This is a genomic window from Pseudomonas abyssi (genome assembly GCF_003444685.1).
Classification (GTDB): domain Bacteria; phylum Pseudomonadota; class Gammaproteobacteria; order Pseudomonadales; family Pseudomonadaceae; genus Halopseudomonas; species Halopseudomonas abyssi.
In genome coordinates this window covers 135,194-154,862 of sequence record NZ_LMAZ01000006.1, presented here as the reverse complement: position 1 = coordinate 154,862, position 19,669 = coordinate 135,194, and the positions used below count along the sequence as shown (strand labels likewise).

The window sequence follows — 19,669 nt, the reverse complement described above, 5'->3', positions numbered from 1 at the left end:
TACTCGGGCCACGTTGATTCACAGGGTCGTGTACACGCCATGGAGCAGCTGTATTTCTCGCCAATGCTGCTGGGCATCTGCCTGCTGGTTGCCATCGCGCTGTGCGCCACGGCCCTGTTCCGGACCGTGCCCGGCGAGCCCGGCCCGGGGTTCTGGCTGGCCGGCTGCTGGAGCCTGATCGCCGGCATCGTCCTGTTTCTGATCTTCGTGATAACCCGCAACCCGGTGCTCAACGTACTGGGCAACGCCCTGCAGCTCGCAGGAGAGGCGCTATTTCTGCTGGGTATCTTTCGCTTTTTCGGCCGCCGAGTGCCCTGGTGGACACTGCCAGCGAGCACCGGCGTCATGGTGCTGTTCAACAGCTGGTACTGGCTGGCCAATGGCAGCTCCGATTTGCTGATGGGGGTGTACTCCAGCATTGCCGGGTTGCTTCCGCTACAAGCCATCATGCTGCTGCTGTACGAAAGCCGCGACCCGGCAACCCGTCCGGCCCGCCTGCTGGTCACCGTCGGTCTGCTGATCTACAGCGCAGTGACCCTGCTGCGCGGCATCCTTGGCTACCGCAACTGGTGGCTCGATGCAGCCTATGTTCAGCCCTACGAGTCATTCAGCTACCTGCTGTCTTACAATTTCGCCCTCCCCGCGCTGGTTCTCGGTTTTGTCGGGTGCTGCCTGATGACCACCCAGCGCGTGCTGGCGCGCAGTCAGCAGTTGGCTGCACAGCTGCAGGAACAAACCTTCCGGGACCCGCTGACCGGCGCGTTCAACCGCCGCGCCTTCCATCGGCAGCTGGCCGATGAAGTGGCTCGCAGTGAGCGCTACGGCAGACCGCTGTGTCTGGCCATTTTCGACCTGGACCACTTCAAGCAGCTGAACGACCAGCTCGGTCATCAGGCGGGTGATCATGCCTTGCAGCATTTTGCTGCCCTGTGCCAGCAGCAGGCACGGCATAGCGATCTGTTTGCGCGCTTTGGCGGCGAGGAGTTTGTACTGCTGATGCCCGAAACCTCAGCAACCCAGGCCAGCCATTCGCTGGAACGCCTGCGCCAGATGGTCGAAGCGCACCCGTTCCAGTACCGGCAGCAACGCTACAACCTGCGCGTCAGCATCGGCCTGGCGCAACGGCAGATGAGCGACAACGCTGACCAGTTGCTGCGTCAGGCGGACCTGGCCCTGTACCAGGCCAAGAGCCAAGGCCGTAACCAGCTCCAGCTGTGGTCAGCCGAGCCAACCGTGGCATACTGAGCCTCCTGCCCACACCAAGGATCTTGCACCGTGTTCAACCTGGGCCACGCCACATTATTGCTCGTATGCGCCTTTGCCGGTTGGTGGCTCTGGCGAGCCCTGGGCCAGGGTGATCAGGCCCTGCAACGCGTGCGTCAGCACTGCGAGCGTGCTGACGTGCAGCTACTGGACGACAGCGTGGCGCTCAGCTCAGTGCGTGTCGGGCGCAACCGTCGGGGCATGCCCGGACTGATTCGCCGCTACAGCTTCGAGTTCACCGTCACCGGCGAGCACCGCTACAGCGGCCATCTTGACCTGCACGGCCTGCAGGTACTGCAGATCGAACTGGCGCCGCACCCGTTTCCGGGCAGTGACGCCCCCTCCGCAACGCCACACGCCGCTGGCGAGAGGCAAGGCGCAACGATTCATAGAATTTATTAAAGCAACAACATAAAGTTATTTTGTCTATTTGTTAGTTCCACGTGGAACCCTTCTCCTGATGCTCAGCCAAATCCCGACACACCTGATCGCCGGTCCGCTTGGCGCCGGCAAGACCAGCTTGCTGCAGAACCTTCTGGCGCAACGTCCTGCGGACGAACGCTGGGCTGTGCTGATCAACGAGTTTGGTCAACTGGGGCTAGACCGCGCGCTGCTGCAGTCCAGCACAGAATCGGGGGTCAGCATGGCGGAAATACCCGGCGGCTGCCTTTGCTGCGTAAATGGCGTGCCTTTTCAGGTCGGCCTGGGCCGCCTGCTGCGCAAGGCACGACCTGACCGCTTATGGATAGAGAGTTCCGGACTGGGCCACCCTGCCGAACTGCTGCAGCAGCTGGCGCGCGAGCCCTGGCAAGGCGTGCTAGACCTGCAACCACTGTTGATGGTGGTCGATGCCGGCCAACTGGCAAGCGGCGAGCCCCTGCCGGACAGCCAACAGCGCAGCCTGCCGCTTGCAGGCCTGCTGATAGCCAATCGTACCGATCTGCTCAGTGCCCAGACGCTGGCACAGCTACGCAGCACCTGGCCACAGGCTCTGCCCTGCGTACACGCAGCCATCAGCTGGGCAGACATACCACGGCACCCAGCCCCGGCGCCAAGCGCCGGGTTAACAGTACCTGCCGGGCAACCGATCGGCCAGATCGCCTTGCTGCCGGGTCAGTGGCAACGCCACGCCCAGTTGCAGCAAGCGCCCTACAGCCTTGCCTGGCGCGTCGCCAGTGACCAGTGCTTTTCGCTTGAATTGCTGCAACAGTGGCTCGCCAACCTACCCTGGCAGCGAGCCAAAGGCATCCTGCACACTGATCAAGGCTGGAAAGCCTGCAATCTGCTGCCAGGTCAACCGATCACCTGGACTGATAGCGCCTGGCGACAGGACAGTCGGCTCGAACTGATCTGCGCCGATCTACCGGATCCACAGCAGCTGGAACAGGGCTTGCGGGCGACCTGTCGCAGCCAGTAAGGTGGCGTTTTTGCCGGCGCTATCATGACCCGTTTCCTCATTCTCGCCCTGTCACTGCTGAGCCCTGGCGCCTTTGCCAGCGCCTGCCTGATCGAGTCCTCGGATGACCAGCTGCCCATTCGCCTATGCCAGGCCAATCGCAGCATTCCCGACGGCTTGTTCGAGCAACAGTTCTGCCAGCCCCAGATTCCCGACCGCAGCTTCCAGGTGCAGTTGCTGGAGGCCTGCCCAAGCGGCGCCTACGGTGTCTGCGCCGGCGCGCATACCGAAGGTGTGGGATATCAGCAGGATATTCACTACTACAGCGACGCAGAGGATGCGCCGGTGCTGCAGGCCTATTGCGAGCAGGTCAGCCGGGGCCAGTGGCAGATACCCTCCTCGCCCTGAGCTAGGGTCTATTGCATTGGCGCTGTCGGCGGCAGCCCTGACATGTCCAGCTGGTCGCCCTCTTCCAGCCCCAAGCGCGCAACACTGCCTGCCGGCAGCTCTATCACCCAGCGCAGTGGCTGCGCCGCCTGGTAGAGGGCACACGGCAACTCGGCACACGGCGGGACCTCGGCGAACACATGGCGAATCTGGCCGCTGTCGGCAACAAACACCAGATCCAGGCTGATCAGCATGTTGCGCATCCAGATGGCCGGCTGGGTGCCGGCAGGAAAATCAAACAGCATGCCGGTACCAAAGGGCAGATCAGACACCCCCATCAGGCCCTGACGACGGCTGTCTGGATCAGCCACATAGGTGAGCTCAAAGGCGGTGTTGCCCAGCACCACAGAGCGCGTGCCGGCCTGGGCACCAGTGCACGCCAGCACGGCCACAACCATGAATAACAGACTTGTCTTCACAGGGTATCTTTCAGCAGGTTCTGATAGACCAGATTGGTCAGGTACAGGCGGTTCTGTTCGCTCAGCTCAACAAACTCCACCCCGGTGGCAACCTGCTGCTCCTGAGCGTCTTCCACGGTCACTGCGCGCACACGCGCATCCACCGTCATATACACGTCCAGCCCCGAAGGGTTGATGCGGAAGGACAACTTCAGCTCTTCGTCCTTGTTGGCAAAGGGCTTGGCGGACACCAGACGTGCCCCACCCACGCTGATATCGGTCATGCGAGCCGAACCCTGGGCGCCGTTCTGGCGGACCACCGCCGTGACCAGGTCCACCGATGCGCGGGCCGAGCTACGGATACGCATGGACTGCACGGTCTCAGGGTAGGCCAGATGCAGGTAGGGAAAGGGCGACAGACTGGATTTAAGTACACGGGTCTTGTAGGCCACCGCGTCCTTACCCACAAAGCCACGGACCAGAAACTGCTGGCCTTCCTTCACGAACACCAGCTTGCCCTGCACCGTCGGCGCGGTCACCAGCAGGCTGACCGGCGCGTGAAAGCCGATCATGCGCACCTGATAACGCTCGGCACTGTTGCTGTTCATGGTCTGCAACTGCACGGCGTCGCCCGGCGCCAACTGGATCTGCTCCAGCGTGGATACGGTTGCACCCTCTCCGTTGCTTGCCTGCTCTGCCGCACCGCTACGAAACAGACCCAGTTTGACCAGTTGCTTGAGCAGCGAACGGTTCTCTACCACCTTCGACTGGGCAAACAGCACCTTGCCATCAGCATCGACAACGTTCCACGGCAACGGCTTGCCGACGGGGATGTCTTCTTCAGTCAGCGCGATCATTGGCACAAAACAGCTCCGGTCCAGAATTCCAATTGGCATCAAATGTATCAGCGTCCGGACGGCGCGGCTATATGCTGTTGTAGCCAAATCAGATGTACAGGTCCGCCCGGGTCAGCGGCAGGTTGTGCCCGCCACCTTGAAGCGGCTTGACCGCCAGTATCTGATGAATGTTCATCCAGTTGTGCGCGAACCCGTAGGCGCATCCAGCCAGGTAAATACGCCAGATTCGCAGGCTACGTTCGCCCACCAGGGCCCTTGCCTGCTCCAGTCGCTCTTCCAGGTTGCGGCTCCAGTGCTGCAGGGTGTGGGCATAGTGCAGCCGCAGACTCTCCACATCGACCACCTCCAGACCCTGCTCGCTCATGCTGCCAATCGCGGTCGCCAGGTGCGGCAACTCGCCGTGAGGGAACACATAGCGCCCAATAAAGCGTCCTGCGCCGCGCCCTACGGGCCTGCCATCGACATACCTGGCCGTGATGCCGTGGTTGAGCACCAACCCACCCGGACGGACCTGCTCGGCCAGAATACGAAAGTAATCATCCAGATTGGCGTGCCCGACGTGCTCAAACATGCCAACGCTGACGACCTTGTCATACTGCTCACCGCCCGGCAGATCGCGGTAGTCGCGCAGCTCCAGTCGTACCTGCTGGCTCAGCCCCTGGGACCGCACCCGCTGATTGCCCAGCTCCAGCTGCTGTTCACTTAACGTAATGCCGTGCACGCGCACGCCGTATTCCCGTGCGGCATGACGCGCCAGAGCGCCCCAACCGCAGCCCACGTCCAGCAGGTATTCGCCGCGATGCAGTCGCAGCTTGCGACACAGATGATCAAGCTTTTGTACCTGCGCGCGGGCCAGCGAGTCCTCCGCATGGCGGAAATAGCCACAGGAATAGACCATCTCCGGGTCCAGCCAGAGCGCATAGAAGCTGTTGGACAGATCGTAGTGGTAGGCGACCGCCTGAGCATCGCTCTGACGGTCATGGGGGACGGTTGCGGGCGGGTCGCCGGGGGCATTGACCACCAGCGACTGACTCAGTCGGTCAGCAATGGCCATTGCCTCCGGCAACGGCCCGTGGATATCCAGGCGTTCTTCGATATAGGCCTCGCCGAGTGCATCCAGCGTCGGCCGCTGCAACTCGGCGAGTAAGGCTGGATCGCGTATCCGCAGCTCCACTGTGGGTGACTGTGCCAGATCCAGCGATTCGCCATCGGGCAGGCTGATCCGCAGCGGCAGCTGCAACGCACCCAGGGTGCTGGCCAGTTGGGCAAGCATGGCTATTCCCCCGTGAGATGTTTACCCCACTATAGAACAGCCAGGCGGCGGGCCTCAGGACTTGGTTGGACGCTTCCAGCCGTCGATGTTGCGCTGGCGTGCGCGGCTCACGGCCAACGTGTCTGCCGGCACATTGGTGGTGATGGTCGAGCCCGCCGCGGTGGTGGCTCGCGCGCCTATGGTTACCGGCGCTACCAGCGCGGTGTTGGTGCCGATAAAGGCACCTTCCTCAATGGTGGTCAGGTGCTTGTTCACGCCATCGTAGTTACAAGTGATGGTGCCGGCACCAATGTTGACGTCCGGGCCGACGACCGCATCGCCGATATAGGACAGGTGGTTAACCTTGGCGCCTGCGCCGATGTCAGCCTTCTTGGTTTCGACAAAATTCCCGATCTTGGCGCCCGCCTGCAGGCGCGTGCCGGGACGCAATCGGGCATAGGGGCCCACATCACAACCGCTCGCCAACTCGGCGCCATCGATATGGCTGAAGGCCTTAATGTGGCTGCCGGCACCGATATGGCAATCACGCAGGACACAGTTGGGCTCGATGATCACGTCGTCCTCGATCACCACGCGCCCTTCCAGAACCACGTTGATGTCGATGCTGATATCACGTCCCACGCGGACGTCGCCACGCACATCAATGCGCGCCGGATCAGCCAGGCTGACACCTTCGGTCATCAGTCTCTCGGCCTGACGACGACGGTACTCGGCCTCCAGAACCGCCAGTTGCACCCGGTTATTGGCACCCAGCACCTCGTATTCGTCGACCGCGTGAGCGACCTCAACCGGAATCTGCTCGGATACTGCCATGGCCACCACATCGGTCAGATAGTATTCACCCTGGGCATTCTGATTGGACAGACTGCCCAACCAGCGAGCCGCGTGCTTGCCCGGCAGCGCCATGATGCCGGTATTGCCCTCGCAGATGGCCAGCTGCTCGGCGCTGGCATCTTTCTGCTCAACAATCGCCTGCACCTGCCCTGCGGCGTCACGCACAATGCGCCCATAGCCCGTCGGATCAGCCATGGTCACGGTCAGCATGCCCAACGCCTGGGCGCCTGCCTGGCTGCTCAACTGCTGCAAAGTGTCGACGCGCAGCAAGGGCACGTCGCCGTACAACACCAGCACCTGATCAGCCCCCTCGGTGCCCGGCAGCGCCTGTGCCACAGCATGACCGGTACCCAATTGCTCGGTTTGCAGCACCCAGTGGATATCCTCGGCAGCCAACCGTTCACGCACCAACTCGGCACCGTGGCCAATCACTACATGAATCCGCGTTGGTGACAGGCTGCGCGCGCAGTCAATGACATGCCCCAACATGGGCTTGCCTGCCACCGGGTGCAGTACCTTGGGCAGTTTGGAGCGCATACGGGTGCCTTGACCGGCGGCTAGAATGACAACGTGCAGATTCATGGGAACGTCCTGTCGGAAAAAAAGAGTTCGCGCATTCTAGCAAAGCTACAAGCCTCAAGCCTCAAGCCTCAAGCTACACAGGATCGTCGGACCAGCCATGCAGATAAATAGCCGACGGTCGTTGTCGCTAACGAGAAGCAAAAAAAAACCGCGCGGCTTGGCGCCGAGCGGTTTTTTTGCAGCTTGCGGCTTGTAGCTTGCCGCTCGCCTTACCGGTTGTTAAGCGCCGGTCCGCCGTACTTCTTGCGCAATTCCTGCACGGTCCGCAATTGGGCCGCCGCCTCGGCGAGACGGGCAGAAGCCGAACCATAGTCGAATTCTGCGCCTTTCTCGTTGAGAGCGCTTTCAGCGGCTTTCTTTGCTTCCAGAGCAGCTGCCTCATCGATGTCGCCAGCACGGATAGCCGTGTCGGCAAGCACCTTGACCACGCTCGGCTGAACTTCCAGGAAGCCGCCAGAGATGTAGAACACCTCCTCTGTGCCATCCTGTTTGATCACCCGAACCGGGCCCGGCTTGAGGTCGGTCAGCAGCGGCGCGTGACCGGGCATGATGCCCAGATCACCCAGGTTGCCGTGTGCGATGACGCGTTCAACCAGACCTGAGAACAGCTCTTCTTCCGCGCTTACGATATCGCAGTGCACTGTCATAGCCATTGTATCGCCTCGGTTCAGCGCCCCCTTGCGGGGGCGCACCCATTACAGTTTCTTCGCTTTCTCGATCGCTTCGTCGATGGTACCAACCATGTAGAAGGCCTGCTCGGGCAGGTGGTCGAACTCACCCTTGAGGATGCCGCCGAAGGCACGAATGGTTTCTTTCAGCGGGACGTACTTGCCGGGTGCACCGGTAAATACTTCAGCAACGAAGAACGGCTGGGACAGGAAGCGCTGGATCTTACGAGCACGGGCTACCAGTTGCTTGTCTTCTTCAGACAGCTCGTCCATACCCAGAATCGCGATGATGTCCTTCAGCTCCTTGTAGCGCTGCAGAACATACTGAACGCCACGCGCAACGTCGTAGTGCTCTTGGCCGATAACCAGCGGATCCAGCTGACGAGAGGTGGAATCCAGCGGGTCTACAGCCGGGTAGATACCCAGGGACGCGATGTCACGGGACAGTACCACGGTCGCATCAAGGTGAGCGAAGGTGGTGGCCGGAGACGGGTCAGTCAGGTCGTCCGCAGGTACGTATACGGCCTGAATGGAGGTGATGGAACCGGTCTTGGTGGAGGTAATACGCTCCTGCAGAACGCCCATCTCTTCAGCCAGAGTCGGCTGATAACCTACCGCGGACGGCATACGACCCAGCAGAGCGGATACTTCGGTACCGGCCAGGGTGTAACGGTAGATGTTGTCGATGAACAGCAGAACGTCACGACCTTCGTCACGGAACTTCTCGGCCATGGTCAGACCGGTCAGTGCAACGCGCAGACGGTTACCCGGCGGCTCGTTCATCTGGCCGTATACCAGAGCTACCTTGTCCAGTACGTTGGAGTCCTTCATCTCGTGATAGAAGTCGTTACCTTCACGAGTACGCTCACCCACACCGGCGAATACCGAGTAACCGCTGTGCTCGATCGCGATGTTACGGATCAGCTCCATCATGTTGACGGTTTTGCCTACACCGGCACCACCGAACAGACCAACCTTACCGCCCTTGGCAAACGGGCAGACCAGGTCGATAACCTTGATGCCGGTTTCCAGCAGCTCGTTGGAGCCAGCTTGCTCGTCGTAGCTCGGAGCCGCGCGGTGAATACCCCAGCGCTCTTCTTCGCCGATCGGGCCAGCTTCGTCAATCGGGTTACCCAGCACGTCCATGATACGGCCCAGGGTCTTGACCCCGACCGGCACGGAGATGGCTGCACCGGTGTTGGCGACGGTCAGACCGCGCTTGACACCTTCGGTGGTACCCATGGCGATGGTACGTACGATGCCATCACCCAGTTGCTGCTGGACTTCCAGGGTCAGGCCCTGATCGGTCACCTGCAGCGCGTCATACACCTTCGGCACGTCTTCGCGCGGGAATTCCACGTCGATGACGGCGCCGATGATTTGAACGATACGTCCGCTACTCATTTGTTGGTTCCTCTAAATGGTTGAAACCGTTCCGGTTAAACCGGGTCGCCTCAAACCGCGGCGGCGCCGCCGACGATTTCCGAAATTTCCTGCGTGATCGCTGCCTGACGAGCCTTGTTGTAGATGAGCTGCAGATTGTTGATGAGCTCACCGGCGTTGTCAGTCGCGTTCTTCATCGCGATCATCCGGGCTGCCTGTTCACAGGCATTGTTTTCGACCACAGCCTGGTAGACCTGGGACTCGATGTACCGCACCAGCAGTCCATCAAGCAGTTCCCGGGCATCGGGCTCGTACAGGTAGTCCCAGCTGCCTTTCTGTGCGCCTTCGTCTTCGGAGGGCACCAGCGGAATCATCTGTTCCACTTTGGGCTGCTGAACCATGGTATTGACGAAGCCGTTGGAGACCAGGTACAGACGGTCGATGCGTCCTTCGTTGTAGCCGTCCAGCATCACCTTGACGCTGCCGATCAGGTCGTTCAACGCAGGCTTTTCGCCCAGGTTGCTGATCGCCGCGACAACGTTGCCGCCGTAGCTACGGAAGAAGGAAGCGCCCTTGCTGCCGATAACACAGAGTTCGGTTTCGACGTTACGGTCACGCCATTCTTTCATGCTGTTGACCAGAGCCTTGAACAGGTTAGTGTTCAGGCCGCCGCACAGACCGCGATCCGTGCTCACCACGATGTAACCCACACGCTTGACTTCACGCTCTTGCATGAACGCGTGGCGGTACTCGGGGTTGGCGTTGGCCAAATGACCGATCACCTGCTGGATACGCTCAGCGTACGGGCGGCTGGCAGTCATGCGCTGTTGTGCCTTGCGCATCTTGCTGACCGCCACCTTTTCCATGGCGCTGGTGATCTTCTGCGTACTTTTAATACTCGCGATCTTGCCGCGAATCTCTTTTGCGCCTGCCATGTCACACCTTTCCAGGTTTGCCCTTGGCCGGATCGCGCGAAGCGGGGCTCAGCTCACGCTGCGCCCCGCCGTCGGCTTACCAGCTCTGGGTCGCCTTGAACTTCTCGATGCCGGCTTTGATGCCTGCTTCGATATCGTCGTTGTAATCGCCCTTTTCGTTGATCTTGGCAAGCAGGTCTGCGTGCTCAGATTTGAAGTAGGCAATCATGGCTTTCTCGAAAGCACCGACCTTGTTCTGCTCGACGTCGGACAGGAAGCCCTTCTCGGCTGCGAACAGGCTGACACCCATCTCGGCGATGGACATCGGCGCGTACTGGTCCTGTTTCATCAGCTCGGTAACACGCTGACCGTGTTCCAGCTGCTTGCGGGTCGCTTCATCCAGATCAGAGGCAAACTGGGCGAAAGCAGCCAGTTCACGGTACTGCGCCAGTGCGGTACGGATACCACCGGACAGCTTCTTGATGATCTTGGTCTGAGCAGCACCACCTACACGAGATACCGATACACCGGCGTTAACGGCCGGACGGACACCCGAGTTGAACAGGTTGGATTCCAGGAAGATCTGACCGTCGGTGATGGAGATCACGTTGGTCGGTACGAACGCAGATACGTCACCAGCCTGGGTTTCGATGATCGGCAGAGCGGTCAGCGAGCCAGTCTTGCCGGTTACGGCACCGTTGGTGAACTTCTCGACGTACTCTTCGGAAACGCGGGAAGCGCGCTCCAGCAGACGGCTGTGGAGATAGAACACGTCACCCGGGTAGGCTTCACGGCCCGGCGGGCGGCGCAGCAGCAGGGAGATCTGACGGTAGGCAACGGCTTGCTTGGACAGGTCATCGTAGATGATCAGCGCGTCTTCGCCGCGGTCGCGGAAGTACTCACCCATGGTGCAGCCGGCGTAAGGAGCCAGGAACTGCAGAGCAGCCGGGTCGGAAGCGGAAGCGGCGACGATCACGGTGTGCCCCATGGCATCGTGCTCTTCCAGCTTGCGTACCACGTTGGCGATGGTCGATTGCTTCTGACCAACCGCGACGTAGACACACTTAACGCCGGACCCTTTCTGGTTGATGATGGCGTCAACAGCCATCGCAGTCTTACCAGTCTGGCGGTCACCAATGATCAGCTCACGCTGACCACGACCTACCGGAACCATCGCGTCGACGGCCTTGTAGCCAGTCTGGATGGGCTGGTCGACCGACTTACGCCAGATCACGCCCGGCGCAACCTTTTCAACCGCGTCGGTGGCGTTGGCGTTGATATCGCCCTTGCCATCGATCGGCGCGCCCAGTGCGTTAACAACGCGGCCCAGCAGTTCCGGACCTACCGGCACTTCCAGGATACGACCGGTGCACTTGACGGTCATGCCTTCGGCCAGACCCAGGTAGTCACCCAGGATGACAGCACCGACGGAGTCTTGCTCCAGGTTCAGTGCCATACCAAAGACGCCTTCGGGAAACTCAAGCATTTCCCCGTACATTACATCGGCGAGACCGTGAATCCGCACAATACCGTCAGATACGGAAAGAATCGTACCTTCGTTACGTGCCTGAGAAGAGATATCGAGTTGCTCGATCCGCTTCTTGATGATGTCACTGATCTCTGATGGATTCAGTTGTTGCATGCCTTTATCCTCAAAACCTTATGCTGAAATCAGGAGCCCAACGACTCGGCCAGTTTGGTCAGCTTTCCGCGCACGGAGGCGTCGATGACCAGGTCGCCGGTGCGAACAACCAGTCCACCAATCAGTGACTTGTCCAGGGTCGCGTCGATGCGCACATTGCGATCGAGCTTCTTGGACAGCGCCTGGGCAAGCTGCTGCTGCTGTGCGTCAGTCAGCTCGAAAGCAGAGCTGACGTCAATGTCGATAGTGCGCTCAAGTTCAGCTCGGAAGCTGTTGAATAGCGTCGCAATCTCGGGCAGCAGGGCAAGCCTGCGGTTATCGGCGAGGATCATCAGAAAGTTGCGTTGCTCCTCGGACACCGACTGACCGGTGCACTCGAGGATGACCTCGGCTTTCTTCTGTTCCGCCAGACCCGGATCGGTCAGCAGCTGGCGAGTTGCCTCGTCTGCGGCCACCTGGCCAGCAGCGTTCAGCACCTCAGCCCATTCGGCCAGGGCCTGTTGGGCTTTTGCCCGCTCAAATGCCGCTTTGGCGTAGGGGCGGGCCAGCGTAATCAGTTCTGCCATGATGACCTCGCTTAGAGTTCGGCTACCAGCTTGTTCAGCATGTCACCGTGCTTGTCAGCGTCGACAGAAGTTTCCAGAATCTTCTCGGCGCCAGCCACTGCGATGGCAGCGATTTCGGCGCGCAGAGCGTCTCTGGCCTTGATGCGCTGCTGTTCGATTTCCGCCTGGGCCTGAGCCAGAATCTTCTCGCCTTCTTTGCGAGCGTCCTCTTTGGAGGCTTCAACAATCTGGTTGGCACGCTTGTTAGCTTGCTCAATCAGTGCTGCAGCCTGCTCTTTTGCCTGACGCAGTTCCTGGGCTGACTTCTCTTGTGTCAGTTCCAGGTCCTTGGCGGCGCGATCAGAGGCTGCAAGGCCGTCTGCGATCTTCTTCTGGCGCTCCTGCAGAGCAGCGATGACCGGAGGCCACACATACTTCATGCAGAACACCACGAAGATGAAGAACGCGATCGCTTGACCGAGTATCGTCAAATTGATGTTCACGTCTTCACCTCTTGCCTGTTATTCAAAACCATCAAGTTGGAGTCGCCGTTACCGGCGACTGCATTACGCAACTTGGGCAATGAAGGGGTTGGCAAAGGTGAAGAACAGAGCGATACCAACACCGATCATGGTTACGGCGTCGAGCAGACCGGCGACGATGAACATTTTCACCTGCAGGGCGGGGATCATTTCCGGCTGACGCGCAGCGCCTTCCAGGAATTTGCCACCCAGGATACCAAAGCCAATTGCAGTGCCCAGTGCGCCCAGGCCAATCAGCAGTGCTACGGCAATCGCGGTCATTCCAACTACAGTTTCCATTTAAAGCTCCCAGTTTTCAGTTAATTGCAAGTTATGGGTTTTCGGGTAGAACTAAATCGTTATCGCCTGAATCAGTGACTGTCTTCGTGCGCCATACTGAGGTACACGATGGTCAGCATCATGAAGATGAATGCCTGCAGCGTGATGATCAGAATGTGGAAGATAGCCCACGGCACGGACAGCGCCCACTGAGCCCAGAAGGGCAGCAGAGCGATCAGGATGAAGATCAGCTCGCCGGCGTACAGGTTACCGAACAGACGCAGAGCGAGGGAGACCGGTTTGGCCAGCAGGCTGACGCCTTCGAGCAGCAGGTTGACCGGAATCAGCAGGACCTTCAGGAAAATGTTGCTGGAGGAGAAGGGATGCAGGGTCAGCTCACCGAGGAAGCCGCCAACACCCTTGACCTTGATGCTGTAGAAGATGATCAGCGCGAAGACCGACAGGGACATGCCCAGGGTGGCGTTGACATCGGTAGTGGGTACGACCTTCATGTACTCGACACCGGCCATGTGGAACAGCTGCGGCAGGAAGTCGACGGGTACCAGGTCCATCAGGTTCATCAGGAAGACCCAGCAGAAGATGGTCAGCGACAGCGGTGCGATCACCTTGTTGCGACCGTGGAAGGTCTCTTTAACGCTCTGATCGACAAACTCGACCATCATTTCAACAAAGTTCTGCAGACCGCCGGGAACATCGGAGGTGGCTTTCTTGGCCGCCATGCGGAAGAAGAACAAAAACAGCGCACCGAGGAACAGTGACCAGCCGATGGTGTCTACGTGAATAGCCATGAAACCCATGTCGGACGCTTCCTGAGCGCCGTGGGCCATGGTCCAGGTGTCCTGCCCCAGAACCGTGCCATCGGCACGCTCATAACCGGCCGGGAGTTTCCCGTAGGTCAAATTCTGAAGGTGGTGCTTGATGTACTCTGATGCGGTAGCGCCTGCCATAACGTTCCTCAGGTCCTTTAGCTGTGCTGCGTTTTTCCACCCATTACCGCAGGTGTTAGCCAGTTCGTGACCAGCATGATCGCAAATGTAAGAAACAGTGCCGATACATCAATCGGCTTAATACTTTTGAACGCTATCGCAAAGAGGACAGCGCAGAGGATGAGCTTGCCGGCCTCACCCTTGTAAAAAGAATCCATTATCTGCTTTGCAGCGCGCGCCCCGGTGTACCTGAAAGCCTTGAGCGCGAAATACACATTGGGCAGGAGAAAAATAAGCCCTCCCACCAGGGCGGAGTATGCCGCCACGGGGCTTTTAATCCAGAAAAGCGCCCCCATCAAAACCACAACAACAGCCTGAAACGCGAACCACTTGATCAGCGGGGGACGACGAATGGCATTGGTCTTCACAGTCGTCATCAGTACTCAAAACCCTGCGGGTGGTGCATGCGTGAAACAAATTGCCGGGCTGTCCGGCCATCTTGACTGCGCGCGCACTCGGCGCGGGGATTCGTGTGGCCGCCCCCTAAAGCGCCGGTGATTATATGTGTTCGACCTGTCAGTAGCAACCAAACAGGCGCGGCACTACAAGGCGCGAGGGCGCATGCTGCCTGATCTGCGCGGCATCCCCGGCTGCTTTGGTTGTGCCTTGGGGTCAGGCACTACATGTTGTGGTCAAAACGCCGGACGGGCCGCCGGACGGTCATGTTTTGTAATAATTGACCGCGCCTCGCCAAGCCAGCAATGACGCTGCTTGCGCGCTCGCAAGAGCTTAGCGGATGTGCTCGAGAATGCCATCAAGCTCGTCAAGCGAGCTGTAGCTGATCACCAGCCGGCCTTTGCCGCGGGCACCGTGCTGCAACTTCACATCGGCGCCCAGACGCTCGCCCAGGTCCTGTTGCAGACGCTCCACGTCAGGGTTGGTGCGCTGTTGTGTCGCATCCCTTCTGGGGTTCAGCCACTGGCGGACCAGCGCTTCGGTCTGACGAACGGTCAGCCCCTTGGCGACCACCTGGCGCGCTGCGGTGGTCTGCTGCTCAGCCGGCAAGCCCAGCAAGGCACGGGCATGGCCCATTTCCAGGTCGCCGCGCTCCAGCATCAGCTTGACGTCTTCGGGCAGGCTCATCAGGCGCAACAGGTTGGTAATACTCACCCGCGACTTGCCAACCGCATCAGCCACCTGCTGCTGGGTCAGTTCGAATTCCTGCTGCAGCCGCTGCAGGGCGATGGCTTCCTCGATCGGGTTGAGGTCTTCGCGCTGGATGTTCTCGATCAGCGCCATGGCGATAGCGGCTTCATCCGGCACTTCGCGGATCACCGCCGGAATGCTGTCCAGGCCGGCCAGCTGACTGGCACGCCAGCGCCGCTCACCGGCGATGATCTCGTAGCGGCCTTCGCTGATCGGGCGTACGACGATGGGCTGCATCACGCCCTGGGCACGAATCGACTCGGCGAGTTCCTCCAGTGCCTGCGGGTCCATGTCCCGGCGTGGCTGATACTTGCCGCGCTGGACCAGATCTACCGGCAGCTCCTTGAGGATCCGATCCTGGCTGTCGTTCTCGCTGGCCGCACCGGCGCCTGCACTCAGCAGTGCATCCAGTCCCCGTCCCAAGCCGCGCTTCTTGCCCGCCATGCTCGTTGTCCTTGTTGTCATTCGTTCAAATCGGTAACGGCAGCCGCCTTGGCTGCCTGCTTGCTGCGACGTACCACCTCGCCGGCGAGCGCCAGATAGGCGACAGCGCCACGCGACTGCTTGTCGTACGCCAGCGCGGGCATACCGAAGCTCGGCGCCTCGGCCAGACGCACGTTGCGCGGAATCACGGTCTGGTAAAGCTTGTCGCCAAAATGGGCACTGAGCTGGGCGGATACATCCAGCGTCAGGCTGTTGCGCGGATCGTACATGGTGCGCAGAAGACCTTCGATCTGCAGACTCGGGTTGAGCACCGAGCTGATGCGGCTGATGGTATTGACCAGCGCGGACAAGCCTTCCAGCGCGTAATACTCGCACTGCATCGGAATGATGACCCCGTCAGCGGCAACCAGGCCGTTGACGGTCAGCATGTTCAACGACGGCGGACAGTCGATGAGGATGAAGTCGTACTGCTCGCGGGCATTGACCAGCGCGTAGCGCAGCCGGCTTTCTTTCATCTTGATGTTGATCAGCTCGACTTCGGCAGCGGTCAGGTCACCGTTGGCCGGCAGCAAATCGTAGCCGCCGTATTCCGAGCGACAGACCGCGTCGGCAAACTCGCACTGCCCGGTCAGCAGCTCGTACACCGAGTTGTCCAGGTTCGCCTTGTCGATGCCGCTGCCCATGGTCGCGTTGCCCTGGGGGTCGAGATCGATCAGCAGCACCTTGCGCTTGGTTGCGGCCAGCGAGGCGGCGAGATTGATCGTGGTGGTGGTCTTTCCCACACCGCCTTTCTGGTTGGCAATTGCCAGCACCTTGCCCACGTATGACCCCCTTGATCTCAGCCCTGATTCATCCGTCGCAGTATCAACAGATGGCGGCTGCCGACGCAACCGGGAACCTGCAATTGTGCACTGCTCTCGAGCTGGAAGTCGACCGGCATGGCAGCCAACTCGTCGTCGGGGTACACCCCTTTCATTGCCAGCCAGCGGGTATCCGGGCTACCCAGGTGACGGGTCAGGTGGGTGAAGTCGGCCAGCGAGGCGAAGGCCCGCGAGGTAATGCCGTCGAACGGCTGCTCAACATTGAACGCCTCGACACGGCTGTTGATCACCTCCAGGTTGGCCAGCCCCAACTCGGTTTTTACCTGGGTCAGAAAGCGGGTCTTCTTGCCGTTGCTGTCCAGCAGGGTGAAATGGCGGGCAGGAAACATGATCGCCAGCATCACACCGGGCATGCCACCGCCGCTGCCCACGTCGAGCCAGCGCTCGCCCTCGATGTAGGGCAGGATGCTGAGGCTGTCGAGCAGATGACGGCTGACCATTTCGTCCGGGTTGCGCACGGCGGTGAGGTTGTAGGCCTTGTTCCACTTGTTCAGCAGACTGAGGTAGGCCAGCAGTTGTGTCTGCTGGTCGTCGGTCAGATCGATACCGAGCTGCCGCGCGCCGTGGGCCAGCTCGATTGCGTGTTGCCCCATCGCGCTCATGCCTCCCTGGCCAGAGAGCCACTGCCCAGCGCGTTGCGTTTTTTCAGGTGAATCAGCAACAAGCTGACTGCCGCCGGCGTGACGCCCGGAATGCGCGAGGCCTGTCCCAGCGTCTGCGGCCGCACATCAGCCAGCTTGCCGCGAATCTCGTTGGACAGCCCATTCAGGCTGGCGTAGTCCAGGTCCTCGGGCAGGCGGGTCTGTTCGTGTTGGCGCAGGCGGTCGATTTCTTCCTGTTGGCGCTCGATGTAGCCGGCGTACTTGGCCTGAATCTCAACCTGCTCGGCGGCATCGGCGGGCACGTCACTGCCGCCGGTCAAGGCCACTAGTGCGGGGTAATCCACTTCCGGGCGCCGCAACAAGTCCAGCAAGCTGTACTCGTGGGTCAGCGGCGTACCGTACTGGGCACTGTAGGCCTTGCCCTGTTCGCTGGCGGGCTGCACCCAGGTGCTGCGCAGGCGCTGGGTTTCCTGTTCGATGGCTTCGCGCTTGGTGTTGAACGCCGCCCAGCGAGCGTCATCGACCAGACCCAGTGCACGGCCCTGCTCGGTCAGCCGCAAGTCGGCGTTGTCTTCACGCAGCACCAGGCGGTACTCGGCGCGCGAGGTGAACATGCGATAGGGCTCGCGGGTGCCCATGGTGATCAGGTCGTCGACCAATACGCCGATGTAGGCTTCATCCCGACGCGGACACCAGGCGTCCAGTTCCTGCGCACGCCGTGCAGCGTTCAGACCCGCCAGCAAACCTTGGGCGCCGGCTTCTTCGTAGCCTGTGGTGCCGTTGATCTGACCGGCAAAGAACAGGCCGTCGATCACCTTGGTTTCCAGCGAGTACTTCAGGTCCTGCGGATTGAAGTAATCGTATTCGATGGCATAACCCGGACGCAGGATGTGCGCGCTTTCCATGCCCTTGATCGACTGCACAATCTGCAGCTGGACGTCGAACGGCAGCGAGGTGGAAATGCCGTTGGGGTACAGCTCATGGGTAGTCAGGCCCTCGGGCTCGATAAACACCTGGTGGCTGTGCTTGTCGGCAAAGCGGTGAATCTTGTCCTCGATCGACGGGCAGTAGCGCGGCCCAATGCCCTCGATAACGCCGGAGTACATCGGCGAGCGGTCAAGATTCTCGCGAATGATGTCGTGGGTACGCTCGTTGGTGTGCGTGATGTAGCAGTTGACCTGATCGGGGTGCAGCGCTGCACTGCCCATGAACGACATCACCGGGATCGGTGTGTCACCCGGCTGCACGGTCATCTGGCTGAAATCGACGCTGCGCCCGTCGATGCGCGGCGGAGTACCGGTTTTCAGGCGATCAACCCGCAGGGGTAATTCACGTAATCGTTTTGCCAGGGCAATGGCCGGCGGATCACCCGCGCGGCCACCGGAGTAGTTATCCAGGCCGATATGAATCAGTCCGCCGAGGAAGGTACCGGTGGTCAGCACCACGTTGTCAGCCAGAAAACGCAGGCCCATCTGGGTGACCACACCGCGCACCTGTTGTTGTTCCACAATCAGGTCATCACAAGCCTGTTGGAAGATCCACAGGTTTGGCTGGTTTTCCAGCGTATGGCGAATGGCAGCCTTGTACAGCACGCGGTCAGCCTGGGCACGGGTAGCGCGCACAGCGGGGCCCTTGCGGCTGTTGAGCACGCGGAACTGGATGCCGGCCTGATCGGTAGCCAAGGCCATGGCGCCACCCAGCGCGTCGATTTCCTTGACCAGATGGCTTTTGCCGATACCACCGATAGCCGGGTTGCAGCTCATCTGTCCCAGCGTCTCAACGTTGTGACTGAGCAGCAGGGTCTTCACGCCCATACGCGCGGCTGCCAGCGCAGCTTCGGTACCGGCATGGCCACCACCGACCACAATGACGTCAAAACGGCTGGGAAAGTCCACCTGTCACCTCGTTTGCCGGGCGTATCCCCGACGCAGAAAAAAGGGGCTGATTATAGGGCCAAGGGGAGAAAATTGCAGCCGTGCTGACCATTTTTTGTACAACCGGCTTTTTTCTCCCGGCAAAGAGTTAAAAAGAATAAAGATGAAAATATATAAAAAGATTGAATAAGTTAATGCTATTGGGGCAAAGCCTGTCTGTGGAAAACTCAATAAATTCTTTTATTTTCAATGCACTGCAGAAAACAAAAGGCTGTGTGAAAGCCGTCGACGACAGGTGGGTACCCAGTGGTACAGCCTGTGGATGAATGGGCGTGTTATCCACAGGCTGGTTATGCCCAGGCTTATCCCCCTGGTTATCGACCGGGTTGAAGGGCAGTTTTCCACAGCCCTCAGGAACAGCCTGTTTGGTCTGCCCTGTCTGCTGTCGGGTGGAGCCTGGCGTCAAAACAGGGTCTTGCCAGCCCGCCTCTGGGCGTACCACGTTCACCCAGGAGGATGCTGTGTTTGCAGGCCGATTTGCTCAGCGCTTCGTTAATTCGCTCTAATATATGCCTCGTATTGGGGCAACCTCCCCGGTTGTTTGTGCAGTCTGCACAGCAATCCGCGCACCCAAACGGAGGTCAGCGGCTCAATTCGGGCTGCTGGCACGCTGGTTGCTCGTTGCCGAGCACGCATCCGCCGTCGTGGATGCA

At 60.2% G+C, this 19,669-nt stretch carries 22 protein-coding genes; 4 read left to right on the top strand and 18 right to left on the bottom strand.

All coding sequences use genetic code 11. The features are described from left to right. Positions 1–39: 39 nt before the first annotated feature. The 4 genes from ASB58_RS16380 to ASB58_RS16365 are packed head-to-tail and all read left to right on the top strand — an operon-like array spanning position 40 to position 3,067. Positions 40–1,245 carry a GGDEF domain-containing protein gene (locus ASB58_RS16380; RefSeq protein ID WP_118131654.1) on the top strand — a complete coding sequence of 402 codons (1,206 nt, stop codon included), beginning with the start codon at positions 40–42 and terminating at the stop codon, positions 1,243–1,245. A gap of 30 nt (positions 1,246–1,275) precedes the next feature. Beyond that, complete coding sequence (locus ASB58_RS16375) at positions 1,276–1,665, top strand: DUF3301 domain-containing protein (protein ID WP_118131653.1); 390 nt, start codon at positions 1,276–1,278, stop codon at positions 1,663–1,665. 58 nt (positions 1,666–1,723) lie between these two features. After that, positions 1,724–2,680, top strand: coding sequence for a CobW family GTP-binding protein (locus ASB58_RS16370; protein WP_118131652.1), 957 nt, complete (start codon positions 1,724–1,726; stop codon positions 2,678–2,680). Positions 2,681–2,704: 24 nt separating this feature from the next. Continuing rightward, the gene (locus tag ASB58_RS16365; protein WP_065336022.1) at positions 2,705–3,067 is read left to right on the top strand and encodes a hypothetical protein; all 363 of its coding nucleotides are present in this window, start codon (positions 2,705–2,707) and stop codon (positions 3,065–3,067) included. Between the two features lie 8 nt (positions 3,068–3,075). On the opposite strand, the gene ASB58_RS16360 is transcribed toward ASB58_RS16365, so the two are convergent. The 18 genes from ASB58_RS16360 to ASB58_RS19955 all read right to left on the bottom strand — a co-directional run bounded on the left by ASB58_RS16360 (position 3,076) and on the right by ASB58_RS19955 (position 19,464). Further along, on the bottom strand, positions 3,076–3,525 hold the full coding sequence (locus ASB58_RS16360; protein WP_147336850.1) for a DUF192 domain-containing protein: 450 nt from the start codon (positions 3,523–3,525) through the stop codon (positions 3,076–3,078). Next, positions 3,522–4,361 carry a flagellar brake protein gene (locus tag ASB58_RS16355; RefSeq protein WP_165771274.1) on the bottom strand — a complete coding sequence of 280 codons (840 nt, stop codon included), beginning with the start codon at positions 4,359–4,361 and terminating at the stop codon, positions 3,522–3,524. Before ASB58_RS16355 ends, ASB58_RS16360 begins: the two co-directional genes overlap by 4 nt. Positions 4,362–4,449: 88 nt before the next feature. Further along, on the bottom strand, positions 4,450–5,634 hold the full coding sequence (cfaB, locus tag ASB58_RS16350; RefSeq protein ID WP_118131650.1) for a C17 cyclopropane fatty acid synthase CfaB: 1,185 nt from the start codon (positions 5,632–5,634) through the stop codon (positions 4,450–4,452). Positions 5,635–5,688: 54 nt separating this feature from the next. Next, a complete protein-coding gene (gene glmU / locus ASB58_RS16345) occupies positions 5,689–7,050 on the bottom strand; it encodes a bifunctional UDP-N-acetylglucosamine diphosphorylase/glucosamine-1-phosphate N-acetyltransferase GlmU (protein ID WP_118131649.1) in 1,362 nt (453 codons plus the stop codon). Between the two features lie 209 nt (positions 7,051–7,259). Continuing rightward, complete coding sequence (locus ASB58_RS16340) at positions 7,260–7,703, bottom strand: F0F1 ATP synthase subunit epsilon (RefSeq protein ID WP_096004945.1); 444 nt, start codon at positions 7,701–7,703, stop codon at positions 7,260–7,262. Between the two features lie 42 nt (positions 7,704–7,745). Then, a complete protein-coding gene (atpD, locus tag ASB58_RS16335) occupies positions 7,746–9,122 on the bottom strand; it encodes a F0F1 ATP synthase subunit beta (RefSeq protein WP_096004946.1) in 1,377 nt (458 codons plus the stop codon). A 50-nt stretch (positions 9,123–9,172) separates the two neighbouring features. Further along, positions 9,173–10,036, bottom strand: a complete 864-nt coding sequence (gene atpG / locus ASB58_RS16330; protein ID WP_083728477.1) for a F0F1 ATP synthase subunit gamma — start codon at positions 10,034–10,036, stop codon at positions 9,173–9,175. A 76-nt stretch (positions 10,037–10,112) separates the two neighbouring features. Further along, positions 10,113–11,657 carry a F0F1 ATP synthase subunit alpha gene (gene atpA / locus ASB58_RS16325; RefSeq protein WP_083728478.1) on the bottom strand — a complete coding sequence of 515 codons (1,545 nt, stop codon included), beginning with the start codon at positions 11,655–11,657 and terminating at the stop codon, positions 10,113–10,115. A 29-nt stretch (positions 11,658–11,686) separates the two neighbouring features. After that, the gene (locus tag ASB58_RS16320; protein WP_118131648.1) at positions 11,687–12,223 is read right to left on the bottom strand and encodes a F0F1 ATP synthase subunit delta; all 537 of its coding nucleotides are present in this window, start codon (positions 12,221–12,223) and stop codon (positions 11,687–11,689) included. 11 nt (positions 12,224–12,234) lie between these two features. Then, the gene (locus tag ASB58_RS16315; protein WP_096004948.1) at positions 12,235–12,705 is read right to left on the bottom strand and encodes a F0F1 ATP synthase subunit B; all 471 of its coding nucleotides are present in this window, start codon (positions 12,703–12,705) and stop codon (positions 12,235–12,237) included. A gap of 63 nt (positions 12,706–12,768) precedes the next feature. Then, positions 12,769–13,023 (bottom strand): F0F1 ATP synthase subunit C, encoded by a 255-nt coding sequence (gene atpE, locus ASB58_RS16310; RefSeq protein WP_083728481.1) that lies wholly within the window; start codon positions 13,021–13,023, stop codon positions 12,769–12,771. 71 nt (positions 13,024–13,094) lie between these two features. Beyond that, positions 13,095–13,970 carry a F0F1 ATP synthase subunit A gene (gene atpB, locus ASB58_RS16305; protein WP_118131647.1) on the bottom strand — a complete coding sequence of 292 codons (876 nt, stop codon included), beginning with the start codon at positions 13,968–13,970 and terminating at the stop codon, positions 13,095–13,097. Between the two features lie 17 nt (positions 13,971–13,987). Further along, positions 13,988–14,386 carry a F0F1 ATP synthase subunit I gene (locus ASB58_RS16300; protein ID WP_096004950.1) on the bottom strand — a complete coding sequence of 133 codons (399 nt, stop codon included), beginning with the start codon at positions 14,384–14,386 and terminating at the stop codon, positions 13,988–13,990. Between the two features lie 352 nt (positions 14,387–14,738). Next, complete coding sequence (locus ASB58_RS16295) at positions 14,739–15,599, bottom strand: ParB/RepB/Spo0J family partition protein (RefSeq protein WP_096004951.1); 861 nt, start codon at positions 15,597–15,599, stop codon at positions 14,739–14,741. A gap of 17 nt (positions 15,600–15,616) precedes the next feature. Beyond that, positions 15,617–16,420, bottom strand: a complete 804-nt coding sequence (locus ASB58_RS16290; RefSeq protein ID WP_096004952.1) for a ParA family protein — start codon at positions 16,418–16,420, stop codon at positions 15,617–15,619. 17 nt (positions 16,421–16,437) lie between these two features. Then, positions 16,438–17,082: a 16S rRNA (guanine(527)-N(7))-methyltransferase RsmG gene (gene rsmG / locus ASB58_RS16285; protein WP_118131646.1), complete on the bottom strand. Its 645-nt coding sequence runs from the start codon at positions 17,080–17,082 to the stop codon at positions 16,438–16,440. Next, on the bottom strand, positions 17,079–18,977 hold the full coding sequence (mnmG, locus tag ASB58_RS16280; RefSeq protein WP_118131645.1) for a tRNA uridine-5-carboxymethylaminomethyl(34) synthesis enzyme MnmG: 1,899 nt from the start codon (positions 18,975–18,977) through the stop codon (positions 17,079–17,081). Before mnmG ends, rsmG begins: the two co-directional genes overlap by 4 nt. 127 nt (positions 18,978–19,104) lie before the next feature. Next, positions 19,105–19,464, bottom strand: a complete 360-nt coding sequence (locus tag ASB58_RS19955) for a hypothetical protein (RefSeq protein WP_147336849.1) — start codon at positions 19,462–19,464, stop codon at positions 19,105–19,107. Between the last annotated feature and the right edge of the window lie 205 nt (positions 19,465–19,669).

Excerpts from the sequence above, each read along its gene's own strand:
- ASB58_RS16380 (WP_118131654.1), top strand. The coding sequence starts at position 40 with ATGGAGCAGCTGTATTTCTCGCCAATGCTGCTGGGCATCTGCCTGCTG.
- ASB58_RS16370 (WP_118131652.1), top strand. The coding sequence starts at position 1,724 with ATGCTCAGCCAAATCCCGACACACCTGATCGCCGGTCCGCTTGGCGCC.
- ASB58_RS16365 (WP_065336022.1), top strand. The coding sequence starts at position 2,705 with ATGACCCGTTTCCTCATTCTCGCCCTGTCACTGCTGAGCCCTGGCGCC.
- ASB58_RS16355 (WP_165771274.1), bottom strand. The coding sequence starts at position 4,361 with ATGATCGCGCTGACTGAAGAAGACATCCCCGTCGGCAAGCCGTTGCCG.
- cfaB (WP_118131650.1), bottom strand. The coding sequence starts at position 5,634 with ATGCTTGCCCAACTGGCCAGCACCCTGGGTGCGTTGCAGCTGCCGCTG.
- glmU (WP_118131649.1), bottom strand. The coding sequence starts at position 7,050 with ATGAATCTGCACGTTGTCATTCTAGCCGCCGGTCAAGGCACCCGTATG.
- ASB58_RS16340 (WP_096004945.1), bottom strand. The coding sequence starts at position 7,703 with ATGGCTATGACAGTGCACTGCGATATCGTAAGCGCGGAAGAAGAGCTG.
- atpD (WP_096004946.1), bottom strand. The coding sequence starts at position 9,122 with ATGAGTAGCGGACGTATCGTTCAAATCATCGGCGCCGTCATCGACGTG.
- atpG (WP_083728477.1), bottom strand. The coding sequence starts at position 10,036 with ATGGCAGGCGCAAAAGAGATTCGCGGCAAGATCGCGAGTATTAAAAGT.
- atpA (WP_083728478.1), bottom strand. The coding sequence starts at position 11,657 with ATGCAACAACTGAATCCATCAGAGATCAGTGACATCATCAAGAAGCGG.
- ASB58_RS16320 (WP_118131648.1), bottom strand. The coding sequence starts at position 12,223 with ATGGCAGAACTGATTACGCTGGCCCGCCCCTACGCCAAAGCGGCATTT.
- atpE (WP_083728481.1), bottom strand. The coding sequence starts at position 13,023 with ATGGAAACTGTAGTTGGAATGACCGCGATTGCCGTAGCACTGCTGATT.
- atpB (WP_118131647.1), bottom strand. The coding sequence starts at position 13,970 with ATGGCAGGCGCTACCGCATCAGAGTACATCAAGCACCACCTTCAGAAT.
- ASB58_RS16300 (WP_096004950.1), bottom strand. The coding sequence starts at position 14,386 with ATGACGACTGTGAAGACCAATGCCATTCGTCGTCCCCCGCTGATCAAG.
- ASB58_RS16295 (WP_096004951.1), bottom strand. The coding sequence starts at position 15,599 with ATGGCGGGCAAGAAGCGCGGCTTGGGACGGGGACTGGATGCACTGCTG.
- rsmG (WP_118131646.1), bottom strand. The coding sequence starts at position 17,082 with ATGAGCGCGATGGGGCAACACGCAATCGAGCTGGCCCACGGCGCGCGG.